At 41.6% G+C, this 17,178-nt stretch carries 13 protein-coding genes and 5 tRNA genes; 2 read left to right on the top strand and 16 right to left on the bottom strand.

Features of this window, described 5'->3' with window-relative positions:
- Positions 1–13: 13 nt before the first annotated feature.
- From A994_RS04375 to A994_RS04300, 16 genes are all read right to left on the bottom strand, one after another.
- Positions 14–439 carry a 30S ribosomal protein S12 gene (locus A994_RS04375; protein ID WP_004030100.1) on the bottom strand — a complete coding sequence of 142 codons (426 nt, stop codon included), beginning with the start codon at positions 437–439 and terminating at the stop codon, positions 14–16.
- A 122-nt stretch (positions 440–561) separates the two neighbouring features.
- Positions 562–993 carry a NusA-like transcription termination signal-binding factor gene (locus tag A994_RS04370; RefSeq protein WP_004030099.1) on the bottom strand — a complete coding sequence of 144 codons (432 nt, stop codon included), beginning with the start codon at positions 991–993 and terminating at the stop codon, positions 562–564.
- A 4-nt stretch (positions 994–997) separates the two neighbouring features.
- Entirely contained in the window at positions 998–1,294 is a 297-nt protein-coding gene (locus A994_RS04365) for a 50S ribosomal protein L30e (RefSeq protein WP_004030098.1), read from the bottom strand.
- A gap of 11 nt (positions 1,295–1,305) precedes the next feature.
- A complete protein-coding gene (gene rpoA2, locus A994_RS04360) occupies positions 1,306–2,457 on the bottom strand; it encodes a DNA-directed RNA polymerase subunit A'' (RefSeq protein ID WP_004030097.1) in 1,152 nt (383 codons plus the stop codon).
- A gap of 81 nt (positions 2,458–2,538) precedes the next feature.
- Entirely contained in the window at positions 2,539–5,154 is a 2,616-nt protein-coding gene (locus A994_RS04355; protein WP_004030096.1) for a DNA-directed RNA polymerase subunit A', read from the bottom strand.
- A gap of 48 nt (positions 5,155–5,202) precedes the next feature.
- Positions 5,203–7,014 carry a DNA-directed RNA polymerase subunit B gene (gene rpoB, locus A994_RS04350; protein WP_004030095.1) on the bottom strand — a complete coding sequence of 604 codons (1,812 nt, stop codon included), beginning with the start codon at positions 7,012–7,014 and terminating at the stop codon, positions 5,203–5,205.
- Positions 7,015–7,084: 70 nt separating this feature from the next.
- The gene (locus A994_RS04345; protein WP_004030094.1) at positions 7,085–8,575 is read right to left on the bottom strand and encodes a DNA-directed RNA polymerase subunit B''; all 1,491 of its coding nucleotides are present in this window, start codon (positions 8,573–8,575) and stop codon (positions 7,085–7,087) included.
- Positions 8,576–8,778: 203 nt separating this feature from the next.
- Positions 8,779–9,015 carry a DNA-directed RNA polymerase subunit H gene (locus A994_RS04340; RefSeq protein WP_004030093.1) on the bottom strand — a complete coding sequence of 79 codons (237 nt, stop codon included), beginning with the start codon at positions 9,013–9,015 and terminating at the stop codon, positions 8,779–8,781.
- A gap of 24 nt (positions 9,016–9,039) precedes the next feature.
- Positions 9,040–9,113, bottom strand: a tRNA-Lys gene (locus tag A994_RS04335).
- A gap of 7 nt (positions 9,114–9,120) precedes the next feature.
- Positions 9,121–9,192 (bottom strand) — tRNA-Asp (locus A994_RS04330).
- Positions 9,193–9,368: 176 nt separating this feature from the next.
- A tRNA-Tyr gene (locus A994_RS04325) sits at positions 9,369–9,442 on the bottom strand.
- A 44-nt stretch (positions 9,443–9,486) separates the two neighbouring features.
- Positions 9,487–9,561 (bottom strand) — tRNA-Pro (locus A994_RS04320).
- A 75-nt stretch (positions 9,562–9,636) separates the two neighbouring features.
- Positions 9,637–9,710, bottom strand: a tRNA-Thr gene (locus A994_RS04315).
- Positions 9,711–10,023: 313 nt separating this feature from the next.
- Entirely contained in the window at positions 10,024–11,238 is a 1,215-nt protein-coding gene (locus A994_RS04310) for a phosphoglycerate kinase (protein WP_004030092.1), read from the bottom strand.
- A gap of 369 nt (positions 11,239–11,607) precedes the next feature.
- The gene (tpiA, locus tag A994_RS04305) at positions 11,608–12,285 is read right to left on the bottom strand and encodes a triose-phosphate isomerase (RefSeq protein ID WP_004030088.1); all 678 of its coding nucleotides are present in this window, start codon (positions 12,283–12,285) and stop codon (positions 11,608–11,610) included.
- A 311-nt stretch (positions 12,286–12,596) separates the two neighbouring features.
- The gene (locus A994_RS04300) at positions 12,597–13,430 is read right to left on the bottom strand and encodes a peptidoglycan-binding protein (protein WP_237739698.1); all 834 of its coding nucleotides are present in this window, start codon (positions 13,428–13,430) and stop codon (positions 12,597–12,599) included.
- A gap of 1,077 nt (positions 13,431–14,507) precedes the next feature.
- Between A994_RS04300 and twy1 the strand changes: the two genes are divergently transcribed.
- Both twy1 and A994_RS04290 read left to right on the top strand, forming a co-directional pair.
- Entirely contained in the window at positions 14,508–15,422 is a 915-nt protein-coding gene (twy1, locus tag A994_RS04295) for a 4-demethylwyosine synthase TYW1 (protein ID WP_004030085.1), read from the top strand.
- 516 nt (positions 15,423–15,938) lie between these two features.
- On the top strand, positions 15,939–16,808 hold the full coding sequence (locus tag A994_RS04290) for a DUF1002 domain-containing protein (protein ID WP_004030084.1): 870 nt from the start codon (positions 15,939–15,941) through the stop codon (positions 16,806–16,808).
- The last annotated feature ends 370 nt before the right edge of the window (positions 16,809–17,178 follow it).

Below are 17,178 nucleotides of genomic sequence, written 5' to 3'. Positions count from 1 at the left end.
ATCATAACCTCGCTTATCTCACTGGTTTTTCGATTTTACCCTTAACCATTTCTTCAAGGGCCACGTTGTTCACTTTGGTAACTTTCCAGCGTACACCTGGAATGTCTCCCATGGATCTTCCGGATGGTCCACCGATTCCTTCAATAACCACTTCGTCGTGTTCATCGATGAATCCTATTGCTCCGTCTCCTGGGGCGAATGCAGTGAGTTGTTTACCATTTTTTATGAGTTGTACTCGTACACACTTCCGGATTGCGGAGTTGGGCTGTTTTGCTTCGATTCCCACTTTTTCGATGACAATTCCCCGTGCCTGGGGTGCGCCTCCCAATGGGTCTGCTTTAATATCTAGCCCGAGTGCTTTCCTCTTGTATTCGGTGTCTTTCCACCGGAAGTTTTGTCGATTCTTTTTAAGCTTTTTTGCTGCGAATAATCCTGGCAAATGAAATTCCTCCTTGTTAACATTAATATCTATGACAAATCCCTGATCTAGTATGAAGATTGTATAGGGTTCCCTGGATCAGGGATGATCAGTGTAACTGGATCTGCTTAATTGGTTTTTTACTATTTTATAACTATATTATTTATATTGTGCTGCCTTTTGGCCAGTACCCGAGCCCTTTCAATATTCTGCCCGCCCTTTCCTATGGCGGTGCGTTTATTACGTGAATCGGCTTCTAAAGTGGCTATTTTCTCCCCGTTTTCTTTTTGGAGTATGCGTATACTCCTTATCTTTGCGGGGGCCACCAGGTTAGCTATGAATTCTGTGGGGTCATCAGAGTGTTCAATTACTTCCACACCCTTGTCCACGGTTTTCTGCACCTTGGCAACGGTGCTTCCTCTTTTCCCTATGGCCAGACCCATGTCTCCCTTTTTAACCAGGAAGGTGATTTTACCGTTTTCATCATCCACCAGGCAATCTTTCACTGTTGCCCCGGTCATGCTCTCAAAGAGGGCGATGTATCGGATTTCATGGGTACTGAATTTAATGGTCACGGTCTTACCCCACTATTTCCAGTATGGTGGAATCTCCAGGATCATTGACCATCATAGCGGCCACTGTGAATGGTTTCCCACACACGGATCCTAAATCCACGCTGGTACCCTGGAAGGTGTAAACCGGGATTTCGGATAATTTGGAATACTGCATCACATCTTCACTTACCTCTTTTGGGCAATTTTCTGCGATGATGACCAGTTTTCCTTTTCCAAGCTTCAGGGCCTGGATTGTTTTACCGGATCCCAGTGTGACATTACCTGTATCAACTGCAACTCGAATTCCTCTTTCTACGTCCATCTACTGCCTCCTTATTTATCTTTCATGATGACGCCAACTGACCCTGTTCCCAGTGGTATTGGCTGTCCAATTATAATATTCTCTATTATTCCGGTGAGATGATCCACCTCACCCCTGATGCTGGCCCGGAGAAGATGTTTACCTGTCTCCTCGAAGGATGCCCTAGCCAGTACACTGGCTTTTTCACCACTGATACCGTGCCGGCCTATGGATTTTACTATACCATCGGCAGTCATCATATCTGCTACCAGCATGATGTGCCTGACATCCACAGTTAGTCCCTGTTCTTCCATGGTGGTCTGGGCCTCGTGAATTATGGAGTTACGGGCGGCTTCCACTCCTAAAACCTTTTCCACTTCATGAATATCATTGGTGGTGGTTCTGACGCGGTCAACACCATCCATTTTCAGGACTGCTCCTAGGTTTGAACCTTCGGTGTGTATAACCCATTCCTGTCCCTCTTTTCGGATCACGACCTTCCCTATGTTCTTAATTCCACTTATCTGGAGATCGCGAACCTTGTCAGCTAAAAGTCGGAGTTCCCTGATTGCATGTTTAGGATCAGTGATTTTGGGTTCAAAACTCAGCAGGTTGTTATTTATTTCTACACTTTTAAAAGTTTTTTCTATCTTGCCCATGACCTCATCATAGTCCAGGCGTTTCTCTTTCACCTGCTCTTCATCGATCTCTATGCTCATGTTCATACTGGCGTAGTTAACGTTGAAGTCTTTGAGGATGTCATTAAGAGTTATCTTACCTATCCTGTTGGCGATGGTTCGCACAAACTCCTCATCACTGGCATGGTCTTCATCGAAGTATATGGCCATGGTTGGTGTGGATATCTTCTTACGGGCGTCCACGATCTCAATGAGTCGAGGTAACCCCAGGGTAACGTTGAGTTCTGCTACCCCTGCATAGTGAAATGTACGCATGGTCATCTGGGTACCGGGTTCTCCCACTGATTGGGCAGCTACTGTACCTACTGCCTCACCAGACTCCACTTCCGACCGTATGTAGGCTCTTTTAATTTCTTTCACCAGTTCATCCAGTTCATCATCATCCAGGTTATGCCTTTCGGCAGCTTCTGCTATCTCCTGAATGAGTTTTTCCGGGAACTTGGCTCTTTTCTTTTTGACCAGCTTTTCAACTTTCACTATATCCACAAAACCACCTGAATTTTTAAATACCCTGTGAGTAAATTTACGCTCATTAAATCCATTTTTTTAAAGGTAATTATTTATGAGTTATTTGCCTGATTTGGCTTTGATTCTCATTTCTTCTATTAATCGATCAATGTCGGCTACTTTTCCGTAGTCACTCTTGGCTGGGTCGATTCCATCTTCACCGTAGTGGGTCTGGATGACCACTCCTCTGTTGTCTCGCACTGTTTTATCAGCATTCACTGATAAATCCTGCAGTGCGTTCACCAGTCGACGTTGCATGTAACCACTCTGTGCTGTACGGATAGCAGTATCCACCAGTCCTTCACGTCCTCCCATAGCGTGGAAGAAGAATTCCAGTGGGTCCAGTCCGGTTTTGTAACTGGAGTGAACAAATCCACTTGCTTTAGCACCGAGTTCACCTTCCTGGAAGTGAGGTAAAGTTCGTTTACTGTAACCCCTCTCGATACGACCACCACGAACAGATTGTTGTCCCACACAGGCTGCGATCTGAGTCAGGTTTAGCATGGAACCTCGAGCACCGGTTAATGCCATGATAACTGCGTGGTTGTCCATTCCAAAATAGCTTTCTGCTATTTCCCCTGATTTATCCCTGGCTTCACCCAGTACCTGCATGATCTTCATCTCCAGGGTTTCCCTGAGACTGCGGCCAGGTAGGGCTTCCAGTTCATCGTTATGGTATGCTTCAATGAGCATTTCCACTTTCTGTTCAGCCCGGGAGAGTAGTTCCTCGATCCTGTCCTGTGCTTCACGTGGAATTTCCTCATCTGCAGTACTGGTGGTGAATCCCCGTTTCATGATACCCGAGATGGCTAGTTTAGTGGCTGCATCCAGGAATTCTCGTGCACGGTCAGTTCCGTACTCCTTAACCACGGAGTCCAGGATTTTACCAGAAAATGCACCGTATGCCTTTTCATCTATAGCACCGGATTTAAGCTGTCCATTCTCTATAACCACATATGCATCGTTTTTACATTCCTGCCTCAGACATTCATCGCATTTACGACATATCTCTGCTTTGTAGACCATGTTCAGGTCTTTTGGTAGGAGTAAGCTGAATATTTCTTTACCAGTCCATTCCTGGTTTCTTGGTTTGGGTATTGGTAACTGTGATTTTTTGAGCATCTGGAACACGTCATCCTCACGGAAGTTGGATCCTTCCCTGGTGAGTAGGTATGCTCCGGATATGTGATCGTGTATTCCACCGATAATCGGCCCTCCGAAACGGGGCGATAGTATGTGTTCCTGTACCCTCATAAGGGATTTTGCTTCTGCACGTGATTCTTCTGTCTGGAAGACGTGCATGTTCATTTCGTCCCCGTCAAAATCAGCGTTGTATGGTGGACATACACAGAGGTTTAGTCTGAATGTTTTATACGGCAGGACCTTTACTTCATGGGCCATCATGGACATACGGTGTAAGGAGGGTTGCCTGTTGAACAGGACGATATCCCCATCCATGAGGTGTCTCTCCACCACGAATCCGGGTTCCAGTTTTTCGATGATTGCTTCCTTGGTTTCATCGTAGACCCTGATCTTTCTTGCATCAGGCCTGATGACGTAGTTAGCACCGGGATGTTGTTTAGGTCCGTTTCGGATGTACTTTTTCATGTCTTCGATGTTCCACTCGGTGACATAGATAGGTACTGTGACTTCGGTGGCGATCATTAGAGGCACACCTACCTCGTTGATACTTATGTTGGGGTCCGGGGAGATAACTGTCCTGGCAGAGAAGTTAACCCTCTTACCAGACAGGTTACTTCTGAAACGACCTTCTTTACCCTTTAACCGTTGAGCCAGGGTCTTGAGTGGCCTTCCTGACCTGTGCCTTGCTGGTGGCACTCCTGAGGCCTCATTATCAAAATAAGTGGTAACGTGATACTGTAATAATTCCCAGAGGTCCTCTACAATGAGCTGTGGTGCTCCTGCTTCCATGTTCTCTTTGAGGCGCTGGTTAATACGCAGGATATCCACCAGTTTGTGGGTCAGGTCATCCTCTGATCTTTCCCCTGTTTCCAGGGTGATGGAAGGTCTCACTGTCACTGGGGGTACGGGTAGTACGGTCAGCACCATCCATTCTGGTCGGGCTACTTTGGAGTTAATTCCTAGGTAAACGTAATCATCTTCAGGGATTTTTTCCAAGCGTTCTCTGACCTCGCTGGGGGTTAATTTGTAGTTACCCTCAACTATGGATACAGGTTTGTCAATTTTAACATCTTCCTGTTCCGTGTCACAGTGGGGGCACTTATCCCGGCGTGCGGTGGTGTAAACATCCTTCACTAATCCGGTGATGCTTTCCTCATTTTTCAGTCGGGACTCAATTCTATCCCTGTAGTCTATTCTTTCGGTTTCAGTTAAAAGCACCCTTCCACATTCACTGCAGGTAGAACGTAAAATTTTGTGTATTGTGTCTGCGAATCCAACATGGACTACTGGTCGAGCCAGGTTTATGTGACCAAAGTGTCCCTGGCAGTCTCCTCCTTTAGAACCACACGATCGACATCGAAGTCCAGGATCAATAACTCCCAGTCGGGGGTCCATTAGACCCGCTTCTATGGGGTATCCATCTTCATCGTAGGTATCGGGGGTCACGATTTTGGTGACGGACATTCTCCGGATGTTCTCCGGTGATAGCAGGCCAAAGTTGATCTGGGCGATCTTCTTTAAAATTCCTTTCAAACTCACTCTCTCCTCTTTTTAATACATACCCTTAGTTTAGACCCTTAATCAGGCTTTATCTTCAAGAACCAGTTTGGGGAAAATGCACAGGCTCTTGAGTTCGTCCAGTAATAGTTTAAATGCGTATGATATCTCCACAGGGTAACTGTCTGAATCTCCACATATTGGACAGTATCGTTTATCTCTTATTCTGTCGTATATGGCAACCATTCCACAATCACCACAGATTATGGCCTCATACTTGTCAGATTCATCCAACAATCGCTCTTTAAGGGCTAATGCAGCTCCGTGAGCTATGAGACAGTCTCTTTCCATTTCTCCGAATCTGAGACCTCCTTCTCGGGCTCTTCCCTCGGTGGGTTGTCGGGTTAGAACCTGTACCGGCCCCCTTGACCGGGCGTAAACTTTGTCTGAGGTCATGTGGTGTAATTTCTGGTAGAAAGCCACTCCCACGAATATTTCTGCTTCGATTCTTTCACCAGTGATCCCGTTGTACAGGGATTCCCGGCCAGCAGTTTCGAAACCATTGTTACGGAGCAGGTCCATTATTTCTTCTTCCTGGTTTCCACTGAATGGTGTTCCATCCATACGATGCCCTTCCATGCAGCCGGCTTTACCAGCTAACATTTCCAGCACCTGTCCCACTGACATCCTGGAAGGGATAGCGTGAGGGTTAACTATGAGATCTGGTACCACTCCTTCAGCAGTGAAGGGCATGTTTTCTGGGGATACTATCAGACCAACCACTCCTTTTTGTCCGTGTCTGGATGCGAATTTATCACCAAACTCTGGTTGTCTCTGGTCTCTTACTCGTATTTTAGCCAGTTTACTTCCTTCCACTGTTTCAGTAAGCATGACTGCATCCACCACTCCGTGTTCTCCGTGTCGTACGGTGACTGAAGTTTCTCTTCTTCGTTCAGCCACTGTTCCGAACTCGTCGATCTCTTCTAAGAAACGGGGTGGTGAGGTTTTCCCTATGAGGACATCCCCTGATTTCACGTTGACTTCGGGGTTGACAATTCCATCTTCGTCCAGGTTGCGGTACACTTCCTCAGAACGGTATCCGCGCACCATGTTTTCTGGTACTTCGAATTTGTCTTCCTGTCCCCCGGGGTATCTTCGCTCGGAAGCCTCGTAGGATCTGAAAAATGAGGATCGGGCCAATCCACGTTCAATGGAGGCCTTGTTAAGTATGAGGGCATCTTCCATGTTGTAACCCTCGTAGGACATTACTCCCACCACGAAGTTCTGACCGGATGGCCGTTTATCGTACTGGGTGGCATCCATACTCCTGGTTTTGACTATTGGAACCTGAGGATGGTGCAGCAGGTGTGCACGGGTGTCTGTCCTTAAATTATAATTAGAAACATAAAGTCCCAGTGCCTGTTTGGTCATCCCTGCTTCCATGGTGTTACGGGGGGATGAGTTGTGGTTGGCATAGGGAATGATCCCGGCACAGATCCCCAGCATGGTGGAGGGGTCTATTTCCAGGTGAGTGTGATATTCATTGATTTCATATGGGAACATGGCAATGTAGGTGTTTTCTTCTTCCTCAGCATCGAGGTATTCGATGATTCCTTCATTTATCAGATCCATCCATGTCATTTCCCCATCAGCAATTTTCTGAAAATGTTCATCTGTTAAGCGTGACCCACCGTTTTCAACCACAATGAGTGGTCTTCGGGTTCTTCCAGGGTCATTGAACAAGTATATTTCATTGTTTTCAGGATAATGAGTGATGTTCATTTCATAGGATACTTCTCCAGATCTCCTTTTCTGGCGCATTTCTTCCATGAAACCTTCTGGATCATCACAAGTTCCAATAAGCTTTCCGTTAGTATAAACCTTGCATTTTTTCACGAATCGGCCCCCAATAGCTGGCTTTTCATAATAAAATAAATTTTAACTCCTTAATATCTCATCTCGTCCCTTAAAGGGGATTGATGCTCTTCGCTTTCTTGACCACTGCTTCCAGTTCCTCAGGGTCGGAACCTTCAGAAATTTTGGCCAGTATGGCCAGGTTCTTCACCAGTCCACAGTTGGGACCCTCTGGGGTTTCGTTGGGACAGATCTTCCCAAACTGAGTAGGATGCAAATCACGAGCTTCAAAGTGAGGCTGACTCCTTGAAAGTGGCGAAACAACACGTTTAAGGTGTGAAAGAGTTCCCATATAACTAGTTCGGTCCAGTAACTGGCTTACACCAGCCCGTCCACCAACCCAGTTCCCAGTGGCTATGGCGTGTTTGATGTTTTCAGTGAGAACATCTGAACGCACTGCCTGCTTAACTGAGGGTTCTTTTCCACGAGCAAGGCTTCTCTCCAGTTGGTAAGTCATGTCACGAGTTAGACTGGTGAATGCTACCCTGAACAGGTCCTCCATAAGGTCTCCGGATACACGGAGCCTTTTGTTGGCGTAGTGATCCTTGTCGTGTGGTTCACGTTCATCAAAAATAACTTGCAGGAGCATTTCTGTCATTTCAGCCAGGTAAGTGGCTTTTTCTGCTCTTTTTTCTGGTTCCACACCTATGTGTGGTAATAAGTATCGGTCAATGACATCTTCTGCCCTTTTGATCCGGTACTCCTCGGTCATACCCTTGGCCACCCGGTTACCAATGTACTTGATAGCATCGTAGGTGTTGGTTATTTCCGAGGTTTGAATATCATCTATGAGTAGGAACTGCACATCATTTTCTTCAGAAACACTGCTGACCAGATCCACATCTTTTTCCAGTCCCAGTGCACGGAGTAGAACCACCAGTGGTATTTCTCCAGGTACGTAAGGGAATGATATCCTGAGGAATACACCTTTTTTCCGTGGTTTACGATATTCCAGAGTGATACGTGCTCTGAATCCGCTCTTAATCGAGGTTACTATTGCCCTCGCTCTGCGGTCTTCTTTTTCACCGATTCTTTCCAGTATGATCTTGTTAGGTGCAATCTCTTCCATGGTTACTATGGCCCTTTCTGAGCCATTAACAATGAAATAGCCTCCTGGATCCTGGGGGTCTTCCCCATTATCTTCCAGTTCATTGTATCCTAATCCGTTTAAGTGGCAGATGTTGGATTTGAGCATAACTGGAAGTTCACCAATGTACACTTTTTCAAGGGTGGGTTCCTCTTCACCTTTGGAAAGAGCCATGTCCATGTACATGTGGGCAGAATAAGTTAAATTTCTAAGTCTGGCTTCAGTGGGAAAAACCTTACTTTTTGAACCATCTGCTTCCTTAATGTAAGGCTTCCGGATTTCAACTTTACCCGTTTGTATGCAGTACTCTCCCTGCTCCAGAACAATGGGCTCGGTTATATCAATTATATCCTGTATACGGTGATCTACAAAGTCATTGTATGACTTAATATGATGATCCACCAGTTTGTATTCATCAAAAAAGGTATCGACAAGTCCCCAGGCATTTTTTACCATTAAATTCCTCCAAAAAACAACCCATACCTAATCCATCTTATTATAACACCAACGTAGGTAGTCCTAGTGGTTCTGGTCCATTAATATCAATGTATATATATTATATTATTAAAATATAACACAATTTATGTACCGGTTTATAAGGCAAGGCATTATTCACTAAACTATTTTATGTGCTTTGTTATTAAATCAATTATCTATATTTAATCTAAAACCAAACGGTAGGTTTCGAATTTACCCGCAGTCTGACTCTTTCTAGTTATTTTGAGAATATCCCCCGGCTTAGCTTCTATAGCTTTAACAACCGGATCATCAGCCTTTATTTTGGGTAGCTGTTCGGGATGGATATCCAATTTTTTCAATACTTTCTTAACATCAGATTTCGACAAAACAACATGATCTGGAACCAGTTCGTGTTTTAAGATATCCTTCTTCACCATTTAATCCTCCATTAAAAATTAGAACGGGCCCGACGGGAGTTGAACCCGCGGCCACCTGGTTAAAAGCCAGGCGCTCTCCCAGACTGAGCTACGGGCCCTCTAAAACGCCTTGGCCGGGAATTGAACCCGAGTCGCGGGCTCGACAGGCCCGCATGATAGCCCCTACACCACCAAGGCAAATACTTTAGCAGAACTAGAGTATAGTGGTTTATGTTATGCTTCCTTATATACTTTTCCTTTCTGTTGATTACATATAAAGGTTTGGGTAAATATCTAGAGGATAAAGTGACTGGTCACCTTCATCTTGATTGAAGATACCATCAACAGTTTCCATTGATTGGTAGATATTTAAGTCCCGCCTGCCGGACTTGAACCAGCAACATTCGGATCTACAGTCCGACGCTCTGCCAAATTGAGCTAAGGCGGGATAAAGTTTCAGATTTATTTGAGGATCATTTAATGATCTAAAAATGGGACCACCCGGATTTGAACCGGAGTCTCAGGCTCCCAAAGCCCAAAGGATCGACCAAGCTACCCTATGGTCCCACATTACTTTAAATCCAATTATTTTTATCAGACCTACATCTAAACTATGTTATTCTTATTTAACCATCAGTCTAGAGCCCCGGACGGGAATTGAACCCGCGACCACGAGATTACAAGTCTCGCGCTCCACCAGACTGAGCTACCGAGGCATTTTAACTTTTGAGATATTGCCTTATATAGTTTTGGGTGGAGACCTATTGACTTAAATCTGGTCTTAACTATTTTTCAAATGTTTAAGAGGGGAATTCTTACTATGGTTAATCCAAGTATTTAAACTTGATTTAATTTTTGGGTGAAATCAATGAAATTCAGGTGAAATGATTAAATTTTAAATAAATTAATTCAAATTTTTATTAAATCATAAGATTATGTTAACACACAAGGTATGGAATATCATTGTTAAAAGTTACAGTGCTAACCTTTCATACTCTACCTATTAGTACTCTACCTATTAGTACTCTACTATTCAATCTTTTCCCTGAGCACTTCCACTGCAGGCAGCCTTTCCCCCGCAATAAGACTGATAGAAGCTCCGCCTCCACTGCTTATGTGGCTGATTCCAGATAGGCCCATTTTATTGGCAGCAGCTGCCAGGTGTCCACCACCAATAATGGAGAACCCTGCAGATGAGGAGATTGCATTTAGTATATCCTCGGTACCCTGGTTGAATCCTTCTTTTTCAAAAACCCCCGCGGGACCATTGGCGAATATGGTCCGTGCATTTCTAATGACACGTGCGTATTCAGTGGTAGTTTCAGTACCCAGATCAAATATAGGCAGGTTGGGAAGTTTGCCCACAGGATATTCTAATCGTTTATCATCCTTACATACCGCTAGATCTGTGGGTACCAAGATCTGGTCTTTGAATTTTTTACATAACATTTTGGCCTTTTTAACATATTCACAGTAGTTTCTGTCTTCTATGAAGTTCCGGTTATATTTTCGTATGTTTACTCCTCCACCCCACAGGAATATGTTGGCCACCAGCCCAGTGGTAAGGATGTAATCAGCACTACCTGATTCCAGGGCATTTTCCATAACCATTATGGAATCATCAACCTTAACTCCGCCCAGAACATAGACACACGGCCTTTCCACATTACTAACCGCACTGTACATTGCTTTAAGTTCCCTTTCCATCACCCTTCCAGCTGCAGAGGGTATTTTAACTGCAAATCCCACCAGTGATGGTTGTGAACGGTGTGCGGCAGCAAATGCATCATTGATGAAATAATCAGCCAGTGGTGAAAGCATTTTTACCATATGGGTTTCGGCCTGCTGTGGTGGTTCTCTCTGCAATATTTCTTCGGAGTAGAAACGTACATTCTCCAGTAGAAGAATTTCTCCTCCTTTTAGATCCTTAATGGCCTTCCGGGCATTGCTACCAAATATGTCATCCACATAACCCACTGGTTTATCCAGTAAATTGGAAAGGGCTTCAGCATGCTGTTCCATTGTTGTGAAATCTTTTTTACCCGGACGACTCTGATGAGCAATTATAACAGTTTTAGCACCTTTGTCTGCCAGTTCAGCTATGGTTTCAGCGTGTAGTTTTATGCGTGTATCATCAAGTAGTAGTCCAGTAAGGGGGTCAACTGGTGAGTTTATATCCACTCGTACCAGTACTGTCTTTCCCTCCACTTCCAGGTCATCTATGGTGTTAAAATCAGAGGCCATTATTTATTCCACCGTTAAAGGATTTTAAAATATTCCAAGTTAGATATTTTCCATGTTCAAGATTTGTTACTCTTATCGGGTTTATATCTGTAATATATGATTATATCTGTACGATCATATCTGTATTAGTGCGTTTATCTGTTTAATTCCCATAATTATTACTAACAGTAATCATTCCCCAAGATTAAATGTTTTTACTAGATTTGGTATTGATTGCTGAAATTATTATGGTCTTAGAATCATTATAGTCTTAAAACGGATTATTTATTTTCCTTAATTTTATTTATTTCCGATTAAGTTAGATTCTATTCTGATTAAACTAGATTCATCCTATTAAACTAGATTTCATCTACAGGTAGGCCTATTAGGTTAGATCTTACTTACCAGATCCAGAAGGGCCTGTTTGGGGTCAGAAGCCAATATAATTCCTGATGCCAGGAGCACTCCCTCACTTCCCAGTTCCAGGGCTGCTTTCATATCATCTCCAGTAGAGATACCTGCACCACACAGGACTCTTACATTGGGATTGATATCTTTGATTGCTGCCACACTTCCCTCCACTATTTCAGGTTCGGCCTGTGATACAGGTATCCCTGATCCAATGAGTTCTGGTGGTTCTATTGCTACAAAATCAGGTTTCAAGGCGGCTGCGGCTGCACTGGTCTCCACATTGTTGGTACACACTACACTGATCATGTCAGCTGCAGTGACTTTGCTGATGACTGTATCAATATCAGCCAGTTGCATTCTCTGCTCAGAATGGTTGATAAGTGTGCCTGATGCTCCTGCTTCCTTCGCACATTCAATTAACATACTACCAGTGTGTCCGCCGGCATCCACCGGGTCAATGTGTTGAGCTAGAACCGGTATTTTTACTTCCTGTGATAATCTCCAGAGGTCGGCTCCTTGAGGTGCCGCTACCATGTTAACTCCAGTTTCTTCAGCTACTTGTTCCAAAGCTCTGGCTAATTGCAGGGCTTTTTCTCCAGTAGACTCTAAGTAAGTTTTAAAATTCAAAATTACCAGAGGGGTTTGTGTTATTTTCATAATCAGCCTCCTAAAAATGTGCAGTACTCTGTATTTCTTTTTAAGGGCGAGATATAAAAATATTTTGGTTTTAATCCAGATTGAATTCATACCCCTAAAATCTATAATAATTAGATAAAACCCTAAAAAATGGTTAATAAATAGTCTTAAAAAAAACTGAGATAAAATGGCAAATCCTATGAAAAATGGTATATGTAGTGGTTTATTATTTTGATAAAAATGTTAATAAAATAAAAAGAGATAGTTTCAACAGTTCTGCGTTGAACTGCTGAATTTTTCGTTTATTTCTAGGTTTTAATTTAGTAGTACTTTTATCCGCCTGCAATCACAGTTGCTGAGCTGTCGTGAGCAGTTGGTTGTCCTACCCATGCCTGACCAGAGTAGTCAGCATCAACCCAGCTATTACCATTCCAAACCTCAACAGAACGATGATTGGAAGAGTAGCTGTTTGCATACTGAACAATTCGTGCTCTTGTACCGGATGCTGTTAACTGACTGTACATAGCATTACTGACATCCCAGCAATCACCACTGTAACCCTTACTGTAACTGTAGGATTTAGTGTAGCTTCGAACTGCAGTTGCATAGGTTTTCTTGGATGTTGATTTACTTGAACTGTAACTAGTGTCACTGGTACTTTCACCGGCTGCTGCCTGCACCTGAGCTAAATACTTATCCCAGTTCGCCATGGCATTTTTAGTATCATTACCCACAACACCGTCAACAATTAAACCGGATTCTTCCTGGAAATCTTTAACAGCTTTTTCAGTGTCATTACCAAAAACACCATCAATATTACCAGCGTAGTAACCGTAATCAGTCAACCACTGCTGTAGTTCTTTAACTTTATCACCGGTAGCTCCAAGCTTCAATGAACCATTAGTAGTAGTGTTATTTCCTAAAATCTTACTTGAATTCTCACCAAACGGCTTGTTATTAACAATCACAGACTGAGCCTCATTAACCTCAGCACCTGTAACACCAACCTGCAAACCACTGGCAGGATTCACACCATTCGCACTATTATCCTGGTCACCCACAGCACCCGAAATCGGGACCACCGCAACAACCATACATAACATACATAATACTGCGTAGGTAGAGTTTCGCTTCACTCGCTTAATTATACCGCCTCCGTGCCCCATAAAATCAAGTTTATGGGACTCTCTTGGACTACATTATGATGGAAACAATATCCCTTATAAAGGTTTCGAAAAAAATCTCGAAAAACGGACCATAGAGGGCTTTTTTTAGGATTTAAGACACGCTATGAGGTTATTTAACTTAACGATCTGGGACCGGCTGCTTCCTTTAGTATTTTTAGTAAATCACCTTAATTTAAAGCCCATTTCCCCAAAATAAGCTTATGCAATTCCAGTTTATATGAGGGATATACTTCCTTATAAGGCATAAAATGGAATTAATCAAACTTTAAATGATTAAAGACCATCAAATCATGAGTTTTTGTTAAATAAGATTTATATGAACCTTAATTAAATTTAAGAGATTTTAAGGCATTTTTTAACAAATGAGGTCTGATTCTTTTCTATTAATAATTTTTACCCATTTAAAATGGAATTTTTAATAACTAATTGCCGGAATATATATTCCGGTAGGGGCCAATGGAACTTGATTGTACCTTCATTAACCTAAATAAACCTTAAATAATCTATAAACAGATAGTAACTGTAATAAAGCACAAAATATTAAAAAAAAGATAAAATAAATTTTTTAACACATAAGCCTAACTCTCCTCCGAAATATTCTAAATAAAAAATAAATAATCTACCTTAGAATATAGTAGAATATAGTAAAAATAATGGATGACAATGAACTCTTTCAAAACGAATATTAGTTAAATACAAAACAAATATTTCTTATATTATTCCCCATATTTTTTCAATTTCTTAAGACAATCCTAAACATTATTTTTCTATAAAATTTTTCTATAAAAATGATTATTAAAAATAGAACTATTCATCTACTGTAGAATCAATATGGGATAGGTGAACTTAAATTTGAGTTCTATCCATTATACAATTAATCTTATACAATTAATCCGAAATATACCAATTACAAGATGCAAATTACCTAATAACTAATGTAACTATTTAAAAAATAATGTAACTATTTAAAAAAAATCACTAAATAATCACTGAAATCATATACAATACTAATTATCACTTACCCAAGAAGAATTAAAATTTAGGTGAAACAGGAAAATGCCATTAACAGATCAGGCCATAGAAGCACTGGAAAAGAAAGGATATCGTTTTGTGGGTTCAAAAAGACATGCAGCAGCTAAAGTGTGTCACTGGACTAAAAAAAGTATCATGGACGATGGTGTTTGTTATAAAGAAAAATTCTACGGTATAGAAAGCCACCGTTGCCTGCAAATGTCACCCAGCATAGCATTCTGTCACCATAAATGTCTCTTCTGTTGGAGGGATATTTCCATAACCAGCACTACCTGGGAGGAAGAGTTCGATGATCCAGGGGAAATAATAGATGAATGTATAAAAGCTCAGCGTAAACTGCTGGTGGGCTTCTTTGGTAATCCTAATGCCAACAGTCAAAAGATAGCAGAAGCTCAGGATCCCACCAATGCCGCCATATCACTGGCTGGGGAACCATTATTATATCCTTCTATCAACCAGCTTCTGGAGGAATATAAAAAGAGGAAATTCACCACCTTCCTGGTGAGTAATGGTCTCAGTCCAGATAAGCTGGGAAGCCTGGATCCAGAACCAACTCAACTGTATCTGTCCCTTGATGCCCCCAACATTGAAACCTATAAGAAGCTCTGCGATCCCCAGATTAAAGATGGTTGGGAGAAATTAAATCATTCACTGGATCTTTTATCAAGTTTCAACTGTCGCACCGTGATTAGAATGACCAGTGTTGCAGGTTACAACATGACCCACCCGGAGGAGTATGCGCGGATCATCGAAAAAAGTGACCCTGATTTCGTGGAGATCAAAGCTTACATGTATGTGGGTAGCTCGCGTGACCGTTTAAAATTCGAAAACATGCCCCGATCCAATGATCTTAAGAATTTTGCCCAGGAAATTGCCAGTTTATGCGGGCGCAAAATTGTAGATGAGTCTCCTGAAAGCAGAGTGGTACTTCTAGCTTAATAAACGTGTTCTAGTTTAATTCTAGTTTAATTCTAGTTTAATTCTAGTTTAATTCTAGTTTAATTCTAGTTTAATTCTAGTTTAATTCTAGTTTAATTCTAGTTTAATTCTAGTTTAATTCTAGTTTAATTCTAGTTTAATTCTAGTTTAATGAGATTTATTGTAAACACAAGTTAGGAAATTACTTTTGTAATATAAATCGTTTCTCAAATAATCATAAAATTACTATTACTAAAATAAAATTAATACAAAGCAATGGGTACAATGATTGGGCTAAAAAATAGATTATAATCCCCATAAATATAAATTATCAAAATATGATTGCCCCCATATAGTTATATGTTATAAATTTGATCATGACTCTTTTTTATTCACCCCATTATCCAAAGGAAGGAATTACAGGAACCCAATAGAGTTTTGAATCATAATTTTCCCATAGATTTAATTAGGTGTTAAACATAATATGGAAATGATATTAAAATAATTGTTAAAAATTAAGATCAACGGAGTGGTAGGATGAAAAAGTTGTTGTTAGTTCTAATAATATTAATAGCATTTTTAGGTTCCGTATACGGTGCAAGTACCTCTGGTTTTGCAATAACCTATGGAGAGACAACTTACAATAACCCTTCCTATAAAAGTACGGTGAACACCTACTTCCAATCCCATACTGATAAAAATTTGAGTACATTCAATACCAAGGTTGTTACTGCATCACAGGTGAATCAAATTGCCAAAAATATCACTGGACGCACTTACAACTCTAACCAGATTTTTTCCTGTGCACTGGTAGACTTGAGCTACAGTCAGGGCATCAAGATCATTGTGGACAGCAGCAAAATAAACACAGTGACCTCTAAAATGTATGCCAATGCATTAAAATCCACGGGAATTACCAACGGTTATGTGGTGGTTACATCACCAGTCAGTGCTACTGGAGAATCAGCACTTACGGGAGTGTTAGAATCTTATGAAGTCGCAGTGGGAACTTCCATACCGGAAGAAGCAAAGAAAGCAGCCACTGAAGAGCTTTACACTGAAACCCAGATTGCCAACCAAACCGGTCAAAGCACGGATAAAATAGCTGAACTGTTTGATCAGGCCCAGCAGGAAGTTCAAAAACAGAATTTACAGGACCCCACCCAGATAAAAACCATCGTTATTAACGTGGCCAACAGTATGAATATAAATTTAACTGACAGTCAGGCTCAGGACATAGCAAATGCCCTTGCTAACTCTCAAAAAGTTCAGGGCAGCCTTACTGATTTCAAAAACCAACTAGAAGCTGCCACCCAGCAAGCATCTCAATCCCAGGGCATATTGAATCAGATAAAGAATTATCTGCAGAGTTTCGCTGATTATATTATGAGCTTTTTCGGAGGATAAGATCAATCTTCTAATCAATATACATTATTATGAGCTTAATCAAAGGGATAAAATCATTATAAAAATTATGAGCTTCATAGAAGAGAAGATCATTATAAATAATAGATCCAGATACCATTAAAGATGTGAAATTGTCAGATTATCCAGTAGTCATATCATATATTAGTTATATGAAAAAAAATCCACAATGGCAAATACAACAAAATCGAAAAACAGATTGATCAATGACTATGCTTAAAAATTAGTAACCTTCCACCAGATTACTGGTAAACACAACCCAATCAATCTGAACATAGGACCCTACGATTATTATCATAGGCCATGATACTCAGCTAACCAACAATGATATGGGAAATATCATCCATTGACT

Source organism: Methanobacterium formicicum DSM 3637 (genome assembly GCF_000302455.1).
In the GTDB taxonomy this organism is placed as follows: domain Archaea; phylum Methanobacteriota; class Methanobacteria; order Methanobacteriales; family Methanobacteriaceae; genus Methanobacterium; species Methanobacterium formicicum_A.
The sequence above is the reverse complement of the archived record's forward strand: the minus strand, read 5'-3'. Positions and strand labels throughout refer to the sequence as shown.